Annotated in this window: 14 protein-coding genes; 6 read left to right on the top strand and 8 right to left on the bottom strand. The window is 48.2% G+C overall.

Translation table 11 applies throughout. The annotated features are described in order from the left end of the window. Positions 1-202 precede the first annotated feature (202 nt). Complete coding sequence (locus BLS69_RS18345) at positions 203-538, bottom strand: hypothetical protein (protein ID WP_091034259.1); 336 nt, start codon at positions 536-538, stop codon at positions 203-205. A gap of 257 nt (positions 539-795) precedes the next feature. On the opposite strand from BLS69_RS18345, the gene BLS69_RS18340 reads away from it, so the two are divergent. Further along, complete coding sequence (locus tag BLS69_RS18340; RefSeq protein WP_256332322.1) at positions 796-2367, top strand: ATP-binding protein; 1572 nt, start codon at positions 796-798, stop codon at positions 2365-2367. A gap of 356 nt (positions 2368-2723) precedes the next feature. On the opposite strand, the gene BLS69_RS18335 is transcribed toward BLS69_RS18340, so the two are convergent. The 3 genes from BLS69_RS18335 to BLS69_RS18325 form a co-directional block, all read right to left on the bottom strand. Next, positions 2724-4565, bottom strand: a complete 1842-nt coding sequence (locus BLS69_RS18335; protein ID WP_256332321.1) for an ABC transporter ATP-binding protein — start codon at positions 4563-4565, stop codon at positions 2724-2726. Continuing rightward, complete coding sequence (locus BLS69_RS18330; protein WP_091034249.1) at positions 4549-6333, bottom strand: ABC transporter ATP-binding protein; 1785 nt, start codon at positions 6331-6333, stop codon at positions 4549-4551. The genes BLS69_RS18335 and BLS69_RS18330 overlap by 17 nt, the downstream gene beginning before the upstream one ends. A gap of 69 nt (positions 6334-6402) precedes the next feature. Continuing rightward, positions 6403-6837, bottom strand: a complete 435-nt coding sequence (locus BLS69_RS18325; protein ID WP_091034246.1) for a MarR family winged helix-turn-helix transcriptional regulator — start codon at positions 6835-6837, stop codon at positions 6403-6405. A 233-nt stretch (positions 6838-7070) separates the two neighbouring features. On the opposite strand from BLS69_RS18325, the gene BLS69_RS18320 reads away from it, so the two are divergent. The 4 genes from BLS69_RS18320 (at position 7071) to BLS69_RS18305 (ending at position 10051) form a co-directional block, all read left to right on the top strand. Then, complete coding sequence (locus tag BLS69_RS18320; RefSeq protein ID WP_176872769.1) at positions 7071-8009, top strand: NUDIX hydrolase; 939 nt, start codon at positions 7071-7073, stop codon at positions 8007-8009. A gap of 92 nt (positions 8010-8101) precedes the next feature. Further along, the gene (locus BLS69_RS18315) at positions 8102-8587 is read left to right on the top strand and encodes an NADAR family protein (protein ID WP_091034243.1); all 486 of its coding nucleotides are present in this window, start codon (positions 8102-8104) and stop codon (positions 8585-8587) included. Beyond that, positions 8580-9569 (top strand): TIGR02452 family protein, encoded by a 990-nt coding sequence (locus BLS69_RS18310; protein ID WP_091034240.1) that lies wholly within the window; start codon positions 8580-8582, stop codon positions 9567-9569. The genes BLS69_RS18315 and BLS69_RS18310 overlap by 8 nt, the downstream gene beginning before the upstream one ends. 59 nt (positions 9570-9628) lie before the next feature. Next, on the top strand, positions 9629-10051 hold the full coding sequence (locus tag BLS69_RS18305; RefSeq protein ID WP_091034238.1) for a macro domain-containing protein: 423 nt from the start codon (positions 9629-9631) through the stop codon (positions 10049-10051). 173 nt (positions 10052-10224) lie between these two features. Here the strand turns inward: BLS69_RS18305 and BLS69_RS18300 are convergent, their stop codons facing one another. The 4 genes from BLS69_RS18300 to BLS69_RS18285 all read right to left on the bottom strand — a co-directional run bounded on the left by BLS69_RS18300 (position 10225) and on the right by BLS69_RS18285 (position 15156). Next, positions 10225-11172, bottom strand: a complete 948-nt coding sequence (locus BLS69_RS18300; protein WP_091034235.1) for an iron-hydroxamate ABC transporter substrate-binding protein — start codon at positions 11170-11172, stop codon at positions 10225-10227. A 61-nt stretch (positions 11173-11233) separates the two neighbouring features. Next, complete coding sequence (locus tag BLS69_RS18295; RefSeq protein ID WP_091034232.1) at positions 11234-12250, bottom strand: FecCD family ABC transporter permease; 1017 nt, start codon at positions 12248-12250, stop codon at positions 11234-11236. Positions 12251-12252: 2 nt separating this feature from the next. Continuing rightward, positions 12253-13326, bottom strand: a complete 1074-nt coding sequence (locus BLS69_RS18290) for a FecCD family ABC transporter permease (RefSeq protein ID WP_091034230.1) — start codon at positions 13324-13326, stop codon at positions 12253-12255. A gap of 99 nt (positions 13327-13425) precedes the next feature. Next, entirely contained in the window at positions 13426-15156 is a 1731-nt protein-coding gene (locus tag BLS69_RS18285) for an AraC family transcriptional regulator (protein ID WP_176872767.1), read from the bottom strand. Positions 15157-15643: 487 nt separating this feature from the next. Here BLS69_RS18285 and BLS69_RS18280 point away from each other — a divergent pair, with 487 nt between their 5' ends. Then, a complete protein-coding gene (locus BLS69_RS18280; protein WP_091034225.1) occupies positions 15644-16645 on the top strand; it encodes a Gfo/Idh/MocA family protein in 1002 nt (333 codons plus the stop codon). Positions 16646-16652: the final 7 nt, after the last annotated feature.

The raw sequence follows: 16652 nt of genomic DNA, 5'->3' as shown, positions 1-16652 counted from the left end.
TGATTCCCTTCTAAAGAAGTGAAAATCCGGGGATAAAGGCGAGGTGTATGCTTCCGATGTAGCTTTCTTTCAGAAAGCTTTTAGCTCCGCTTCTTCAGGTTATTTCTGACCTCTACGTTATCGTGTAAATAATTTGTTCATCTTATATGGAAAAGCAGCAAAGAAGCCAGCCCTCGGGATATAGAGAGCTGGCTTTAATTGTTTAACCATTGACCATCCAATCGATAACGGGGATAACTGGTCCAATGATACATAAGAGCAACATAAATCCGGCGACGTTATAAGATACACTGGTACCAAAATGCGCACGATATTTTTTGGCAATCAAGAAGGCTGGAATCCAGAAGAGGGCTGCTACTACAAAAGGAATGTGAAGTCCTTGAGTTCCGTTGCTATAAATCGGTATGTTTATTAAGTTAAGAAGATAATGACTGATCATAAAATTTGCTTTGCCCCATGGAAAGTTAAAGGCAAGGCCCATCGTCAGTACAAGCAGAGATAGCGTTCCGAAGCCCAGTGGTTTTCGTTGTGTTGTCATGTGATGTCCTCCATAACTAAGAATTTATCCTAAATTAATCCATTAATGTATTGTACCACAATAATGATATGCGAAGAGGAATTGTTTCACTTTTGTTGATTACAATTACATCATATGTCCTATTGCCTTCATAATTTATACATTCATGCGAATTTGACGAGCCTCCACTAATCGACAACATCAGCTAATCATAATCGATATAATACATGTACATAAGTTGTTTGATGTGAGTTTTATGTCAAAGGGGGCGAGGCTGTTTGCTTAGTTACACGATGAAAATGGTGATATTCCCGCTAGGTTGTCTGCTTGTCATTCTGTCCTCTTATGTTCTCAGGCTTACCCCTCATATGGCAATAATGTCACTTTCGGCGACATTATTGGTAGCAAGTATTTATGGGGAGAGACGATATCCTGTGCTGCGAAAGTTTCAGTGGATTTTTCTCGGGATATTCCACTATTTCAGTGAACTCAACTGGTGTAACATGCTGTATTATATGCTCATTATTTCAATGATCCAGGACAAACCACGGTTGGCGCAGACCTTGCCGATTTCGTTGCTGCTTATGCTGCAATATACGGTGATTCGGCTTTCGTATGTGCCTGTAGATACATATGCTTTGCTGGTTTCGTTATTTGACCTGTTAACCTCGGTTGTTATCATTTTTTTGTATCATACCTTAATCAACAGTGAGGTCGAGAAGCGCAGGCTTCGGGAAAAAAATCGGTTCCTGACCTTGCATGATCCGCTTACCGGACTGTTGAATTACGAAGGTTACATGGAGGTGTTACATAAGACAGTAGAAGAGCAACGGTCTTTTTTGCTTGTCCTTTTGAACGTCAATAACTTTAGCGGCTTTAAAAAAGATTCAGAAGATCCTTGGTGTACGGTAATCACAGGTACAGGTCAGATGATCAGCAATCATTTCACCGAAGCCTATGGCATATCCCGGTATGCAGGAGACCGATTTGCGGTCGTTTTGCCGGAGATACAGGATGTGGAAGAACGAATGTCGTCACTGTTATCCGTGCAGCTTCAAGGATTCCAGGTAAGCTACAGCATCTCTCTGTACCCGGAGATGTCGGATTCGTTGCAGCACTTTATGACGGTAGCCGAGGATAGGCTGCTTCAACAACAGCGCAGCAAGTGGCTGAAAAATGAAGAAGAAGTCTTTCGTTCCGAAAGACTAAGGGCCGTTGGTGAACTGGCCGCGGGTATGGCTCACGAAATTCGGAACCCGCTTACCGCAATTCGGGGATTCCTGCAGCTTTCCCGTGGACAAGCGTTTAATATCGCGCCATGGTATGAAGTGATTATGGGTGAGGTGACGAGAGTAACCGATCTGACAGCTGAATTTTTGCAGTTTTCCAAACCACATGCCAATCACATGAAGCCGGAACAATTGGGGCACTGCCTTGAACGAGTAATGTCTTTGACCGAGTCAGATGCGGCATCCCGTGGGCATCGTATTACGCTTGAAATGATTAATGAGCCAGTCGTGATCAACATGGATCGGGATAAGATTGTGCAGGTATTGATCAATCTGATTCGTAACGCTTTTGAAGCAATGACAGACCCTGGTGAGGTTCATATGGATTTGTTGCAGGAAGGAGATGCAGTACTCATTTCAATTACAGATACAGGAAGCGGCATTCCGGAAAATTCGCTATCCACAATCTTTAATCCCTTTTATACAACCAAAGAAGAAGGTACGGGACTTGGACTTGCACTTTGCCAGAAAATCGTTCAGGATCACAATGGTAAAATTACCGTCCATAGCGAAATGGGGGTTGGTTCCACCTTCACGCTTCATCTGCCCATGGAGACGTAAATCGTATAACTGACCCAGAGATAGCAATTAAATAGTCATTAAATAAAATCAAAAAAACGCCGCATGGGTCCTGAAGAACCCCGTGCGGCGTTTATATTTCGATTAACTAATGTGTGGATTCCACATCGGTTCAGATCAAACTATATTTGGTTTAACTAATCATTTACACGTAACGGAGAGGACAGAAAAAACCTGAAAAAGCGGAGCTAAAAGCTTTCTGAAAGAAAGCTACTTCGGAAGCATACATCTCGCCTTTATCACCGGATTTTCCCCTTGTGAAAAGGGAATCGATAAAATCTGGGGATGACAGCGATTGGAAGGTTATTCTGTCATCGTAGTGTCTGTGTAAATAATCATTAGTTCGACTTATTGAGCTGTCCCTGATGTAACTGATAGTAGAATCCTTGTTGCTGCATCAACTCGTCATGGCTTCCCCGTTCAGCAATCTGTCCATCATCAATGACGAGAATCTGATCGGCTTCACGAATCGTGCTCAGCCTGTGGGCGATGACAAAGCTGGTCCGGTCTTTCATTAATGTACGCATCGCTTCCTGGATCTTCATCTCTGTCCGCGTATCAATGCTGCTCGTTGCTTCATCCAGAATAAGAATGGCCGGATCAGCCAGAATTGCCCGGGCAATGGTCAGCAGTTGTCGTTGTCCCTGACTCAGGTTGCTTCCCCCGGAAATGATGGGGGTATCGTAGCCCTGTGGCAGTTTGCGGATGAACGAATGTGCATTCGCCAGCTCAGCCGCTTGTCTGATCTGTTCATCCGTTGCGTCCGGCTTGCCGTAGGCGAGATTCTCGCGAATGGTACCCGAGAACAGGTATGCATCCTGAAGTACAATGCCGAGTTGTCGACGGAGTTGATCCTTCTCCAGTTCCGAGATGTCACATCCATCGATGGTGATCCGTCCGCCTGTAATCTCGTAGAAACGGGGTAACAGGTTGATAATGGTTGTTTTGCCTGCGCCGGTGGGTCCAACAAGTGCAATCATCTCACCAGGTTTTGCAGTAAAATTGACCTTCTTCAAAATGTCTCGCTCCGCACTGTACCCGAAGGAGACGTCTTCAAATACCACTTTACCTTGAATCTGATCCAGTTGTTTCTTCTGTTCCTCCACGTATTCGCCAGGCGTATCCATAATGTGGAACACACGTTCAGCACCTGCGATTGCAGCCTGAATCAGATTGTACTGATTGGCCAGATCGTTGAGCGGCCGCTCAATCTGGCGGGAGTAAGCGAGAAAGCTGACGATCAGTCCGATAGACGTCAGATCATGATAAGCCATCCATCCACCTACAGAAGCCAGTATGGCAAACCCGATATTGTTCATCACGTTCATCGTAGGTCCAACCAAACCCGAAACGGTCTGGGCCTGTGTGCTGGATGTACGCAGTTTCTCATTCAGGTTCTGAAAATGCTGATGTGCTTGATCCTGACGGTTATAAGCCGCTACGACTTTTTGTCCAGCAATGGTCTCCTGAGCATATCCATTAAGTTCACCGAGTAACTTCTGCTGGGCGGTGAAGTGTTTACGTGTTCTCGAAGCGATCAGGCGAGTGGCGATGGTGATCAACGGTACAGTTATCAGACTGAGCAGGGTAAGCCGAACATCCAGTGCAAACATGATCGACAAGGAGCCAACGAGCAGGATGGCACTGGACATCAATTGGGTCACGCTTTGATTCAGCGTTGTAGATACGTTATCGACATCATTGGTGGCCCGGCTCATCAGATCCCCGCTTTGATTTTTATCAAAAAAGCTGACAGGCAGCTCTTGTAGTCGGGAGAACAACGCATGTCGCAGATCTTTAACGGTCAGTTGGGACACCCCAATCATGACATAGGATTGCGCCCACATCAGCAGTGAGCCAAGGACATAAACACTCAGCAAGAGGAGACATTCCTTCAGCAAACCCGCTGTTACTTTGGGCACAATATGTTCGTTAACGGCACGGCCGAGAAGGTAAGGTCCTGCCAGATTAAGCAGTGTTCCAAGAGCCGTCAGCACTAATGCAGCAATGACTCCTTTGCGATGACGTCCCATGTATGACCATACCCGGATGAGGGCGTGGCGTGCATTTTTGGCCCTGACTTTGGGAACAGGTCCTCTGCCCGCTGGTCCGGGTCTTCCTATCGGAGGCACGACGGTTTGTTGAATGGAGGAAGATGCAGGTTTAGCCAAATTGAACATCCTCCTTCCGTTGCTGCGAATAATAGATCGCTTGGTAGTGTGATGAATGAGCCATAAGGTCATCATGTGTGCCCCTGGCAACGATCTGTCCTTCATCAATGACATATATACAGTCCGCATCCTTCACGGAAGAGATCCGCTGTGCAATCAAAAAGGTCGTGCTGTCTTTCATCAAGGTCTGCAAAGCCTTCTGAATACTCGCTTCCGTACGCAGATCCACAGCACTGGTGCTATCATCCAGAATCAGCACTTCCGGTCGCATAAGCAGGGCGCGTGCAATGGAAATACGCTGTTTCTGCCCACCGGACAGATTGACCCCGCGCTGACCCAGTTCCGTGTCATACCCGTCTTTCAGTTTCATAATAAAATCATCCGCTGCCGCAGCTTGTGCCGCAGCACGCAATTCAGCATCCGTTGCACCGGGCCTGCCGAAGCAAATGTTATCCCGGATGCTGCCGCTGAAGAGGATGGATTCCTGTAGCACAATGGATACACAGCTGCGAAGATCCTGAAGATCCCAGTTGCGAACGTTCACTCCATTCACGAGCACTTCACCCTGCGAAGCATCGTATAGACGGGGAATCAGCTGCACCAGCGAGGTTTTGCCTGAACCTGTTGAACCGATCAAGGCCACTTTCTCACCTGGACGAGCTATCAGGTTAATGCCGGTAAGTGCATGGTCTCCGTCATAACGGAAAGATACGTCTCTGAACTCCACTTGACCGTCTGTGCGTGAGGAAAGGGAAGACGTTTGGTATGAATTCTGATCACGGGCAGACGGGGTTGACTGTACATTCCCGGAGTTGTCGGTTCCCGATTGGATATCCGGCTGTGTATGTAACACCTCGTTGATCCGGGCAGCAGATACCTTGGCGCGGGAGAAACTCATCATCATCATGCCGATGGACGTGAGGGACGAGAGTACAACCGTGACATAGTTGATAAAAGCAATCAGATCTCCAGCAGCAATATCGCCTCCGACTACCTGGAAACCTCCGAACCACAGCACCGCTACAATGGTAGCGTTCAGCATCAGGCTGAGCACGGGTGCATTCAGCGTTACAATACGCCAGGCTTTGACGGCGGTTGTAGTGTAATCTTCGTTGGATTGCTTGAAGCGCTTTTTCTCCAGACGTGCACGTGCAAACGCCTTGACGACTCGAATGCCAGCAAGATTCTCCTGAAGCACAGCATTGACCTGATCAAGCTTGCTCTGCACACTGGCGAACAGCGGATAGGATGCTTTTATCAGAATAAATAAAATAATAAACAGTACGGGTACAGTCAGAATAAGAATGAGTGCCAGCTTCACACTGATCGTAAACGCCATGATGATACTACCGATGATCAGCATCGGCGAACGGATAAACATCCGCAGCAGCATCTGTACAAAGATCTGCATCTGCGTAATGTCACTGGTCAGACGAGTGATCAGAGATCCTTCCTGAAATGTATCCAGATTACGGAAAGAGAAGGTCTGAATATGGTCGAACAGCTCCTGGCGCAGATCTGTGCCGTATCCCACGGCAGCTTTGCTTGAATAGAGTGTACACCCTGCGCCGCCAACCCAGCCGATTAATGCAACAAGTAGCATGATCAGACCTGTAGTCACGATATGGGGCAGATTCCCTGCAAGCACACCATCATCCACGATGCTGGACATCAGCTTGGGCTGGAGCAGGTCCATGGTTACCTCAAGTACCATGAGCAGCGGGGCGATGATCGCCGCCGACTTATACGGGGTCAAGAATCGTTTTAACGTCCACAATTAGGAAATCACCTCAGTTTTCATTGCGTAAGTGAATCAATTGGTGCGATGTTGCCAGTCTGCATCAACTCAGGATTCACGCAGGTTTTGGAGCATACGCTGTGCAAGCAGAGACATGATCCTTGATTCTTCCGGTGTAAAATCTTTCTGGGCCTGCTGTTCCAACTCCTGAATCACTTCTCTCAATTCTTGTAACGCGGAGCGCCCCTGATCCGTCAGATAGACCCGCAGACTGCGCAGATCCTTCGGGTCTGCTTCGCGTCTCACATAACCGGATGTTTCCATGCGCTTAAGCATGACGGTCACCGTAGCGGGACTGCGCTGAAGTTGTTCGGCCAGATTTTTCTGGGATTGGCCATCTTCCCGTTCAAGCTGGAACAACAAAGGGGGCTGCCCCGGATATATCTCGGGGTGGTTCACAAGTTTCTCATGAACCTTGTAACGTTTTAGTTTCACGAGTTCGGATAGCTGTCCCATTAACCGATCGTTTTGGACTGGGTTCATATCATCTACTCCATTTCTACCTTCATTCCATCTACTGAATACCAGACTTTTTGAACACGCAGATTTAGTTAGTCGACTAACTAAATCTTAAGTTTGATCTGACATATCGTCAAGTGAATACAGATCATTTATTTTGGACTGGAAATATTGACCTAAGATAAAATGATGTGATAAATTGATATTATCTAATTGTTAATAACATATTGTTAATAACAGAATGGAGTTTGTATATTATGACTTACGAGGGTTCCTTTGGAGGAAAAGCACCCGATTACCGGGAGGATCAGGATCAGATACATATCAGTGAACAACAGTTTCTGGAAACGTATAATGCTGGTGATTACGAACGTCCTTCCGTCACCGTGGACATGTTGGTCTTTACGATACGCAGTGAGGCTCAGGAGAACTATCGCAAGCTCGCGGAACCCGAACTCCAGTTACTGCTGATCCGGCGGGGTGGCCATCCCTATCTGGGACAGTGGGCGTTACCGGGTGGATTTGTCTCCATGCAGGAATCATTGGAAGATGCTGCTCGGCGGGAATTGTTGACGGAGACGGGGCTGGATGATATTTATTTGGAGCAACTGTACACCTGGGGAGATGTGGAGCGAGATCCGCGTACACGGGTCATCAGCTGTTCCTATATGGCGCTGGTGGATAGCAGCGAGTTGGAGCTTCAGGCTGGCGATGATGCCAGTGAGGCCAATTGGTTTCGGGTGGAACAGCGACTTCTGGAAGAGAAACGCCATATCCATGAGCGTGGACGTGTGACAGAACGCAGGCTGCAGTTGATTTTGACCAATGGAACAGAAGAGTTATCGGCAATTGTTGAGACGAAAGAAACAATAGAAGGAAAAGTACGGAGCCATCGTTTGACGTTGGGGGAGGTTCAGGGGATTGCATTTGATCATGCCAAGATCATTCATTATGCGCTTGAGCGTCTGCGATCCAAGATCGAGTACACGGATATTGCATTTAATCTGATGCCGGAGACGTTTACGCTGACTGCACTTCAGAAAGTACATGAGATCATCAGTGGCAAAAAACTGCTGGCTGCCGCTTTCCGGCGCAAAATCGCCGATTGGGTCATTGAGACAGGAGAGTATGCGAGCAGTGCCGGTCATCGACCATCACGCTTATACAGATTGAATCCAGAGAGACAGAACTTATAGAAGATGGTGTGCATCACTGAAATCGAATGAAGTCATTCAAGATGTTTGCGGGATGATTGCATACATGAGGAGCATGTAAAGAGGGGATATGGATGGAAAAGTTTACGTTTTTCTGGCGGACTGCATCTCCGTTCTCACAGTGGCACCCGGCGGATTTTACCGTGAACGGGGTTCACTACACGAGTGCGGAGCAATACATGATGCACCAGAAAGCACTGTTGTTTGGTGACCAGACCATCGCAGACAAGATTCTGAAGGCAAGCTCTGCTTCGGTGCAAAAAAAGCTGGGCAGACAGGTCGCAGGTTTCGACCGGACGTTATGGGAAGCTGAGTGCCAGCGCATAGTTTACGAGGGTAATTGGGCCAAATTTACACAAAATGAAGAACTGCTAACCGCGCTGCGCGCCACTCGTGGAACGACTCTTGTGGAAGCAAGTCCCGATGATCGCATCTGGGGTGTGGGACTGGCGGAGGAAGACCGGCGTATTCGCAATCGAAGAACATGGCGGGGAACCAACTGGCTGGGTGAGATTTTGACCCTTCTAAGAGAAGATATAGGATGTGATTCAGATGAGTGATCAACAACAGGATAAAAACAATAGCAACAAAAAAAATAGTAGTGGGCGTTATAGCCACGAGAGTAAACTCGGTAGATCAACTGGTAATGGTGGCTCCAATTCACGTTCCAAGCGGGCTAATATCGCACAGCAGACGTTGGCTATTTTGGATGAAGGGCAATACGTAAATGGGTATGATCGCAAGGTTAAGATAGGTACCGATGTGCAGCAAGCCATCCGAAATTCGGCGTTATACCGTCCAGCAGAATTGTCCGCGCTCAGAGAAAAGCTTCGTACAGAAGCTTACGTTGGAATTCAACCCACGGCCCCATCCGCTGGAGTTGAGGCTGCACCGGGTCGCATTGAAGTTACTGGCGAGACTACACTTGGAGCTGCTTTACGTTTGACGGTAGCTGAAGGAAGAGAAGATGTGGTCTGTCTGAACTTTGCATCGGCGAAAAATCCTGGCGGCGGTTTCCTTGGTGGAAGTCAGGCACAGGAAGAGAGTCTGGCCCGAGCGACAGGACTATACCCGTGCATCACACAAATGGATGAAATGTACGAGTACAATCGCAAACAGCGATCGGGTCTCTATTCGAATTATATGATCTATTCACCGGATGTTCCGGTGATCCGGGATGACGAAGACCGATTGCTGGACAAATATTATGTATCATCATTCATTACTGCGCCAGCGGTGAATGCGGGTGTGGTGAAAGAGCGTGGAGAAGCGGATGATCTACAGATTGAGTCCGTGATGAAGGAACGTATTCGTTATATTCTGGACGTGGCTGCTACGAATGGTCATCGGTCGATTGTTCTCGGTGCATACGGTTGCGGCGTATTTCGTAATGAACCGGCAGTGGTGGCGAAGTATTTTCATGATGTGTTAGTGGGAGAGGGATTTAAGGACTCCTTTGAACTAATTGTATTTGCTGTATATGATCGATCCGCAGGTCAGAGAACTTTAAAGGCATTTCAACGTTTTTTGGCAGAGGGCTAATTAAGTAGAACAAAGGATGTAGCTCGAAGAAGGAAGCAGGACAAAAGGAGATGAATGCGATGCAGTTTCATGAGAGAGAACAGGATTTATTTGAACTGGGGGATGAGTACACGCTTGCACACTGCATATCAGCCGATGCAAGGATGGGCAAGGGCATTGCGGTACAGTTTCGCGAGCGATTCGGTTTGGAAAATCTTCAAGAACAGGCCAAACAAGAGCCACTTGAGATTGGACGATGTTATCCGGTAGGACGGACGCTGAATCTGGTCACCAAGGCCAAGTTCTCCAATAAGCCGACGTACCAATCGTTGACTAATGCGGTAGAATCCATGCGGGACGTATGTGTGATGGAAGGTATTACGAAACTGGCTATGCCCCGAATAGGATGCGGGTTGGACAGGCTGAAATGGGAGAAGGTCAATCCGATTATCCAGGAAACTTTTGCTGATACGGATGTTGAGATCATTGTCTGTACACTGTGAGCACACATGGTGGAAGAGGATGGACTGCAGCTTGCAGGCAGAGCCAAAGCAAAAAACCTCAGCTTTGAGGGGAATAGAGTGTAAGTATGATTCATACAAACGCTGTTCCGATCTCAAAGTGAGGTTTTTTTGTTGTTTTTTATAGATGATAGGTATCAGATGTACGGGACACTTTATTTTTTGGAGAACATTTCTTTGGCTTCATCCATGGCCATTTTATTACCGATCGATGAGTAATCGAGCCAAGGTTGTGCTCCAATCGGGTAGACGTGACCGGCTTTGACTGCTTTCAGACCTTGCCAGATCGGATTATTTTGCAGCTCCTTGAACATGGTCTGGGCTTCATCATCCGAATTCACAACCACAAAGATCGCATCTGCATCATAGTCCGGCAATATTTCACGGGAGACGACTTGATACGGTTTAGTCGAATCGATATCTGTGATCCCTTTGGCAGGAGTCAGACCGAGATCCTCATACAAAATGGGACCCATGGGACGACGTGTACTGAACACACGTAATTCCTTGGCAGTAACACGGATCGCCATTACTGTTCCATCACCAATCTTGTCTTGAATCAGAGATTTCACTTCTTCCGTTTCGGTCGCGTAGTCCTGAATGTATTGATCGGCTTCCTTCTCGCGATTCACGAGTTTGCCAATGTCTTTCAGATGATCGCGCCATGTACCGTCATCCAGATTGAAGACATGCACCGGAGCAATTTTTTCGAATTTGGCAATATCACCACCGGAGAATTCTTCGTCCAGATAGATCACATCGGGTTTCAGGGCAAGCAAAGCTTCCATATCCGGGTCTTTAACCGGACCAAGTGGCGTTGTATTTTGAAGTTGATCAGCAACATGGGACAGGAAGCCTTTGGCTTCGCCACCGATAACGGAACCAACTGGAGTAATACCGAGAGACAGCAGATCATTGGTCAGATGGATCGACATGGAGGCAATACGTGGCTCTCCTGAACTTGCACTGTTGTCCTGATTGTTGCTTGAAGTATCCGTGGACGAACCGCCAGAAGCAGATGATGAATTATTGGCCGTTCCACAGGCTGCGAGCACAAGCACTAGACAGATACTCATGACAAGCATAAGATTTTTCTTTAACATGGGTAGTCACATTCTCCTTGAACATCTCTTGGATGTCTTTATTGTTTTTTGAAAAAAAAGATCACTTGCTTCGTACTAAAAGGTACAAAAAGTAAGGTGCACCAATCGCAGCAACCACCACGCCTGCCGGAATGGCGTTAGGCTGAAAGATCGTTCGCCCGATCGTATCGGCGGTCACCAGAATAACCATACCGATGAGCCCGGCAGCAGGGATCAGATGCCGATGCATCGGACCGACAAGCCTGCGCGCCAGATGTGGTGCCGCCAGACCGATAAAGCCGATCCCGCCAGCCATCGATACACTAACGGCAGACAAGGCCACGGCGCAGAGCAGCAAAATAATACGCTGGGATCGGACAGGTGTCCCGATACTGGTTGCGGCAGCATCTCCAAGATTGAAGGCATCGAGCGTTTTGGATCGACTCCAGATGTACGAGATACATAACACCACCCAAGGAAGCAATGCTTGCACATGAATCCAATCCCGGCCCCAGACGCTTCCTGCCAACCAGCGAGCGGCAAAGGAATAGGTGTCTTCATCCAGACGCAGGGACAGGTAGAGTGTCAACGCATGGAACCCGGCCGCTACCGCGATTCCCACCAGAATCAGCTTAATGGGTGATACGCCGTTGTGCCGATCATAGGACAGCAGCATGATGATCAGAGCGGCGGCAACACTGCCTGCAAAAGCAAACAACGGGATCAGCAAGGCCACAGAGCCATCCATTGTAAAGGAGAGACTAACAAACACCATTAGTCCAAATGCTGCCCCCGCATGTAATCCCAGAATACCCGGGTCCGCCAGTGGATTGCGGGTAATCCCTTGCAGGGCTGCTCCAGCAATACCAAGTCCTGCTCCGGCCAGTACAGTTACAAGGATGCGAGGAAGTCGGTAATCAAACAGTACAATTTGATCATCCGAACTGCCATTACCAAACAAAGTCTGTAACACAGCCACTGGGGAGAGACGAATGGTTCCCGTGTTCAGGCTGATCACAATAACGGCAATGGCGATGCAGAGCAGCGTGATACTGACAACTATCGAACGTTTACCTCGTGAGGGTGTATTAAAATTCATCGCTACAAGGCCCTCCTTTCTTTACGGGCCAGATAGAGGAAGAACGGTACACCGACAAAAGCGACCATAATGCCTACCGCGAGTTCCTCGGGCGGGTTCACGATGCGTGAGCCCAGATCGGCGAGCACCAGTAATATCGCTCCAAGCAGAGAAGACATCGGAATGATGAGTCGATAATCCACACCCACCAGTTTGCGTGAGATATGGGGGATGACAAGTCCGACAAATCCAATCGAGCCTACTGCCGACACGGACACACCAGCCAGCACAACAACCGCTGCGAGGGCAAGAAACCTCGTCCAGCGCAGGTTGATCCCGAGATTAATCGCCACTTCTTCACCGAGTGACATAAGCGATACACGCCGGGCGAGTGGCATGATCAGTACTAGTGTGGCGAGCAGCACGGGAAGAATAAGCTTGAGATGCCGCCATTCTATTCCGCCAAAACCTCCCGCATACCAGAAGGCCAGATCCTGACTCAGGTCAAAATAAATGGCAACTCCTGTGCTGAGCGAGGTTAACATGGCTGCAATAACGGCTCCGGCAACGGTCAGTCTGATGGAATTCAGACCACCAGGTGCTGCCATTCCAAGCAGGAAGATAAGCAGTGTGCCGAGAACAGCCCCCAGGAATGATAAAAACATAATCCAGCCGTACGGCAGTCCGGGCCAAAAGGCAAAGCTCAGTGCTACGACAAAAGTGGCTCCAGCATTGATGCCCAGAATGCCCGTGTCTGCCAGCGGATTACGCGTAATACCTTGCATTAAAGCTCCTGCAACGGCAAAGGCAGCACCGATAATAACCGCGGCAAGGACACGAGGCAGCCGCAGTTCATGAATAATCTGATGTGGTGTCAAAGCTGGGTTGTACTGAAATATGGCAGCCCATACGGTTTCCAGCGTTAACCCTTTGGCACCTAAAGAGATTGCGACAAACATACTTAGCAGCAGTATGGCTATGGCAGACAAAAACGTCAGCCCAACGGTCACTGCAGTTTTTTTTGAATTAGACGGACGATGTGGCAGTCCCGGATGTTGAATACGGGTCACTCCTTTGGTACCAACAACGCATTTCATTGTTATTGATTATCATTATCAATTAGTGATCATTATAGAATCTTAATTCAGGCCCGTACATGGCATAAATTAAGATTCTGGAGATGGACATTTTTTAGATTACAAAAGTGAAGGTTTGTTCGTCAACATAGAGAGCGCTTCATCGAGCTGGATGTTGATGGAATATGGAGCATATACGACCCATGAGTTCCAGTCGATGAGATGTACACGTCCGTTTTTTACCGCAGGATGGCTGTTCCATAGTGGATTCGAAGCCATCTCTTTCAACAGTGTTGCCTTTTCATGCATAGAATTAATCGCCAGTACTAGCACATCTGCCTCCAGTCCGTCCCATTCCCCTGGTGTGAAGGGCAGCCAGTTGAATCCAACGCCGGGAGATTTGCCAGCCAGTTCGGTCTGAATCCGCTGAGGAGCGGCCAATTGCAAGGTTCGATAAAAGACATGTCCGAAGTTGCGATGGCTGTACATCCGTGGACCTTTAGGCGTTAACGTGCCAACGGCAACGGTGATGTCCCCGACGAATTCCTTGATTTTTTTGCGTGCACGCTCTGCCTTGCGTTCATGTCGATCCAGCCAATCTGTGGCTGCTTGGGTACGATCCACTATGGATGCAATCTGATGCAGATGACCAAAGACGTCTGTCTGGTTCCAGGGAATCGTGATGATGGGGGCGATATCGCCAATATGCTCCATCGCTTTGGCAGCTGCATTGTCCTTGGTCAGAATCAATTCAGGATTTACATCCAGGAATGCCTGACGTCCCTGTTCCCACGGTTCATAAGCGTGGAAGGGCAGTGCCAGCGATTTGGGCATATGAGGCAGGTGGCCCTGAATCTGAGCTGCACATGGCGTGATGCCAAGTGTCATCAGGTGGTCCGTGTATGGATAGGAGAGCGACACGATATTCCGATGGACCTGCTTCGCATAGGAAGTGGGGGCATATCCAGCATGGTTCCGGAAACGTCGGCTGAAATAGAATTCGTCACGGTAACCCACTTCACGAGCCACATCACGGATACGCAGATCGGAAGTGAGCAACAATTCCTTGGCCCGGTTCATACGCAGATGAGTGATGTATTCAATCGGATTTTTCTGCATGCGGCTCTTGAATAGCTGCGAGTAATAGGATGGATGCATTTCAGCCAGTTCAGCCAACTTTTCCAGCTTGATCTCGTGCATGTAGTTTTCGCGCATGTATTGCAGGGTGGACCTGAGCCACTGTTCGGGTTCATCCTGTCCAGCCACTACGTCAGTCTGGTCTTCTTGAGGCCAGAGTATATGTAACAGTTCTGTCAGGAGGAGCTGTGCCTTCAGGCCTGTTTCCAAACCTTCGTTGGTTAATTGTGTAAGCTGTGCGGCAATGCGCTGTATACCGTAAAATGGGCCCTGAATCCAGCCTGTAACAGGTGAACTGAGCTCACGTTCGTAGATTCGTCTGGCTTTTGTCTTCTCCGTAGCCCGATACAGATCAAAGTGAATGATATACAGTTCAATATCATGGTCTTCATCTCCGATCAGTTCAATTGCAGTTCCTGGTGTGCACAGACAAGCTGATTTGCGAACCACGTGGGATTCGGTCTCATTCATGATCAGTTGGCCTGTGAATTTGTGCATGTATATGAAGGTATGATGAGCTAGCTCAGTTGTGGACCAGCGCCATTTCCCACGGGTTATTATATGTTCTGCCTGACGAAGTTCAATCAGGGTATCATTCAGGAAGGCATCCAGGCCTGCCCGGGTTGAGGATTCCTTTGCTGCATTGGGACTTGTCTGCTGATGTAACATGTGTGGATTCATGCCGCTGTGGGTGGTACCGGGAATGGTAGTCATGGTGCTATGCGACCGCCTCTCTTTTGAACAGTTAGATAATGATTGAATCTGGAACTTACCATATTTTCTTGGACCTGTAGGTCTTTCTTGAACAACTATTGATGCGTTTTGCATGATGTTATGATTACTGGCTGCCTTGTCCAAAGCGCGTTTGCAGTATAGTCAGGGTTTTATGAATAGCACACGGGTATGATCCCGTTATCAGATGTGATCGATAGTTTAACCAGATTGTCGCTAGTTACAAGTATGTTTAGGGACAAGACTTCTTGGCCCTAGTCTGCTGATAATCTTAGCAAATCTACTGGAGAATTGAAATGTACACAGATATGTTCGAGGCCCTGATGAGCTTGAATTCTATCTGAAAGCACATAATCGAAATCGTTTTCTGACGTAAGCGTTTCTTTTTGGTAAAATAAAGGGGATAACATGTTGGCCTGATCTGAATCATGAACCTTTTCAACTCAAATTGCAGTAGGGAGGCTTTAATATGACAGAAGTAGTGGGACGGGACAAAGTACGCTGGGGCATTATGGGCACGGGATGGATTGCATCCCAGTTTGCAAAGGATTTGGAGCATGCCGGGAACGCAGAGAAAGCAGCGGTAGGTTCACGGACAGCGGGAAGTGCGGAGAAGTTTGCAGCTGAATATGGTTTTGCACGCGCTTACGGTTCTTATGATGAGATGCTTCAGGATCCTGAGGTAGATATTATCTATGTGGCCACACCTCATCCTGTGCATAAGGAGAATGTAATGGCTTGTCTGGAGGCAGGTAAAGCGGTGCTCTGTGAAAAGCCGTTTACGATGAATGCGCGTCAGTTGGAGCAACTGGTGGAGACGGCACGGGAGCGCAACCTTTTCCTGATGGAAGGGATGTGGACACGCTTTTTGCCACCAATCGCTCAAGCCAGAGCATGGATTGCAGAAGGACGAATCGGTGAAGTACGTTTGCTCCAGGCAGACTTTGGATTCCGTGTTGGCTGGGAGCCGGAAGGAAGGTTGCTTAATCCGGATCTGGGTGGGGGCGCATTGCTGGATGCAGGAGTGTACCCGATTTCTTTTGCTTCGATGATCTTTGGCGAACAGCCCCAGCATGTATGGAGTACGGCCAATATCGGTGAAACGGGTGTGGACGAGCAGTTTTCCGTGTTGTTGTCCTTTTCCGAGGGACGTTCTGCATCACTGAGTGCTGCCATTCGTCTGAACCTCAGCAATGAAGCCGTCATATACGGTACGGAAGGCAAGATTCGTCTACCTTTATTCCTGGCGGGCAAAGAAGCCTATCTGCATGTGAATGGTCAGGACGAGCCTGAGAAGTTCACGGATGATCGAACATGTATTGGTTATGCTTTTGAGGCAGAAGAAGCGGGACGTTGTATCCTCGAAGGTCGGACGGAGAGCAACACCATTAAACTGGACGAATCCCTGGAAATCATGAAGCTGATGGACACGATTCGGGGCCAGTGGGGATTGCGTTACAAATCGGAGTAACAGACAG

The sequence above is a fragment of the Paenibacillus sp. CF095 genome (genome assembly GCF_900101225.1).
Classification (GTDB): Bacteria; Bacillota; Bacilli; order Paenibacillales; family Paenibacillaceae; genus Paenibacillus.
This window is presented reverse-complemented; position numbering and strand designations above follow the sequence as displayed.